Raw genomic sequence first — 3127 nt, forward strand, 5'->3', positions numbered from 1 at the left:
GTTCTACCGTTGTAGCAGTGGCTAACTGTTTAGCTTTTGCTGCCAATACATCTGCCGGTTCTGTATCGAGTATAACACCAAATAAGCTTTCTATTTCATCCAAGCTTTTTTCTAAGCGGGTAGAGATGATTGAAATCGCTATTCCTTTGACAAGTCTGTGTTCTGCCATTTTAATACTCACTTGAATCACCCCATCTAATAAACTTAAATACCTATATTCGCTTATCTAAGTATTGATTCCTTCCTTTTAAGAAAAGAAAATGTCGAAAAATAAATCGACACCATTTACTTAACAATTGGCTATGTTAAAGTTATTGTTTGTTTTTAAATAATACAGAGTCAATTTTGGTATCCTGATTGCATCAAAATAAAAGGGTCAATCTATTATGACTGTGGCGACTATACTATCTGATAATGCTTCATTAAGCGAGGGAAAGAGAATATATATATGGGTGTTGACTCGCTATTCCGCGCCCCCTACTTCTCAACAAGAAAATTCTTAAAATAAGAAAAGGCTGCGAAAATGTTGAGTTTTACAGATGTTTTTTTGTTGATTTGGTTTTTAACTTTTTTATTCTATTGAAGATTTGAAGAAAATATAATTAATATAAGATTTAAATGAGGTGTTGAAAATAATGAAAAAAGAAGAAATAAAACAAATTATTCGGGATACCGGTGACAAAGGAAACCGGTCATAAGCCATTATTAAATTACCTAGGTGCTCGAACAACGAGGTATTAGCTGTTAGCTCTTTAACCGATAAATAATTTTTTACCAAGTAGAAAGGAGCCTTGCATGGTCCTTTTCTTATGTCTTGTCCGTTCAAAATCAGCAATTTTATAGAATACAGCCTTTAAAACATGTTTATTAAACATCCTCCTCTAAACCATCTGCATATTTTTATCTATCCCAATCTGAATTTGATTTTTTTAAAAGGCTCTTTTCGTAAGGATTGTTGCTTTCTCGATAAAATAAGGTTTTATTTACTTTTTATGGTAGTGCATTTACAGGAGCCTATTCAACTAAAGAGCAGATTTGTTTAAGAAGAAAGGATATTAGGTTAAGAAAGGAGTGGATAGAAATTAGTAAAGACAATGATTCTGTTTTATATCGAGAAGTTCAACGACCAAGACAATTATTATATATCATAGTGATAATTTTGGTTTCAGGCTTTTTTTGGTGGGGGTTTATCCAACAGGTTATTTACGGAATTCAATTCGGAGACAAACCGATGTCGGATATTGGGTTGGTAATAGCTTGGGTTTTGTTCGGTTTGATAATACCCTTGTTAGCGTTCCAAGTTAAGATGATAACTGAAGTACTTGGAGATGGGCTGTATATAAAATTTGTCCCCTTCCATTTTGGATACCGAGACTTTCGTTATCAAAGTATTTGGGATTATAAAAGTGTTTCTCTTAGTTCGCTAAAACGGTTTGGAGGTTGGGGGATTCGTATTAATCTAAATGGAGAACGCCTATATAATATTGCAGGAAGCGAGGGTGTCGAATTAAGGTTAGCTTCAGGAGACATTGTTATAATAGGCTCAAAAAATTCTGATGAGCTCAAAAAGGCATTAGATTTATCTTTCATAGATAATACTAAATAATCTTTGTGATATTTACCAATTATCAAATTTTCAATTTTTCTTCTTAAACAAAAGGAGACTTTTATTGAACGAATACAGCCGTTTCTCAATGGAATGGCTGTTTTTTATACCTCACGCAAAAAATTCTCCGTAATACGATTTGAATTTTGGCAGGCATTAAGCAACATCTGATTTATCTGCTCCTTTTCCGCCATCTTCTTACTATGCTGAAGAGAGCTGAACCAATAGAGGTAATTGTCCAAATACTTGGTGGCTACTCCTTGAAACCTATCCATCCAGATCTTTAAGGTCTCATCACTTTCGACAATCCCTTTTAACGTTTGAAACCCCATAGACCGAAGGGAATACAGGATTTTGTGCCGCCAATAAAAGGTGGTGGATAGGTGGATTTTTAGACGTTTTGCGATTTTTGGCAAGGAATATCCCTCGACCATCAATTGAAAGTATTTCGCCCATTTTCCCAGATACCGTGTTCCTGAGATTGGGGAGCCCTATTGGAGAAGATGATGTAATGGTAGTAGGTAAGAGAAAACCGTTCTTAAATTCTAAAGTTGATGTGAAAAAGTTACAAAAATACGAAGAACAATTCAAAGCGTACCAAGAAAAGTATAAAAATTAAACTAAAAAGCAATGGGAAACCAATTCCATTGCTTTTTCTATTGCTAATTTAATGTTGATACCAATACTGATTTTAATGTTAAATGGGGTTCCAATTAAAGTTTTCTACTTCAAAAAAACCGAACCCGTTAACAATATAAGCGGTCTTCTTTATTTGTTCAAAAATCAACATTAATGTTTAACAAAGCTATCGCAAAAGAAAAATCTACCATAAATTGATTAATTTGTTATAGTTTAAAGTGATTTATTAATTATATAAAGTTATGTATCTGAAAAAATGTTGTTATTGGAAAACATAATAATTCGTTCATTCCCTAAGTAAACTTTTCAGGAGAAATCAACCAATCCGAGGAGGTTCGTTCATTATCGGTGAATTATTATCATTAGCATTAGATTTTTTATTCGTTGCATCATTGTCATTACATAACAATACAAAACATACGGATAAACACATTGAAGAATGCGAATGGTTTACTACTTTGTATTACAACCCTAAATATACGAGGCTTTTTAACCACAACAAACAAATTCGTGGCTATTTAGGACATCGATTTTCAATTTATAGGATGATTAAGAAAAAGAAAGCAAGTGAAACACTTTATCTTGCTTGATAAACAAGCAAAAAACAAAACGTGTAATTGCATATTCGAACCTCATTCAAACACAACATTCCTTAAGAATTTGACCGGGTTCCTTAACAACCATTTATACAAACATATCTATATATAAATAACAAACAAGGGAGAGATTGATATTTTTTTATACGTATATGAAGCAGGCATCATATTAGGTATTGTGATGTGTGGACTCACCTATTTATTCATGAGAAAGATAGAAGAAAACACGCGACTCGTACTTCTATTCTCTCTTGGTATATTGATTTTAGTGGCTTCCTTTAGGATT

Annotated in this window: 3 protein-coding genes and 2 pseudogenes; 2 read left to right on the plus strand and 3 right to left on the minus strand. The window is 33.0% G+C overall.

Annotated elements, in window-relative coordinates; genetic code table 11:
* Together AC1DUW_RS24405 and AC1DUW_RS24410 are read right to left on the minus strand one after the other, a co-directional pair.
* Window positions 1–181: hypothetical protein (locus AC1DUW_RS24405; RefSeq protein WP_477643678.1), on the minus strand; the 181-nt coding region annotated here is incomplete at its 3' end.
* A gap of 571 nt (window positions 182–752) precedes the next feature.
* Window positions 753–875: a hypothetical protein gene (locus tag AC1DUW_RS24410; protein ID WP_269083724.1), complete on the minus strand. Its 123-nt coding sequence runs from the start codon at window positions 873–875 to the stop codon at window positions 753–755.
* Window positions 876–1081: 206 nt separating this feature from the next.
* On the opposite strand from AC1DUW_RS24410, the gene AC1DUW_RS24415 reads away from it, so the two are divergent.
* Window positions 1082–1606: a DUF6141 family protein gene (locus AC1DUW_RS24415; protein ID WP_477643679.1), complete on the plus strand. Its 525-nt coding sequence runs from the start codon at window positions 1082–1084 to the stop codon at window positions 1604–1606.
* 104 nt (window positions 1607–1710) lie between these two features.
* Here the strand turns inward: AC1DUW_RS24415 and AC1DUW_RS24420 are convergent.
* Window positions 1711–2094, minus strand: a pseudogene (locus AC1DUW_RS24420) (IS1595 family transposase); the annotation flags it as partial.
* Between the two features lie 20 nt (window positions 2095–2114).
* Here AC1DUW_RS24420 and AC1DUW_RS24425 point away from each other — a divergent pair.
* Window positions 2115–2225, plus strand: a pseudogene (locus AC1DUW_RS24425) (leucine-rich repeat domain-containing protein); the annotation flags it as partial.
* Between the last annotated feature and the right edge of the window lie 902 nt (window positions 2226–3127).

The sequence above is a fragment of the Peribacillus sp. P4_C12 genome, assembly GCF_056402095.1.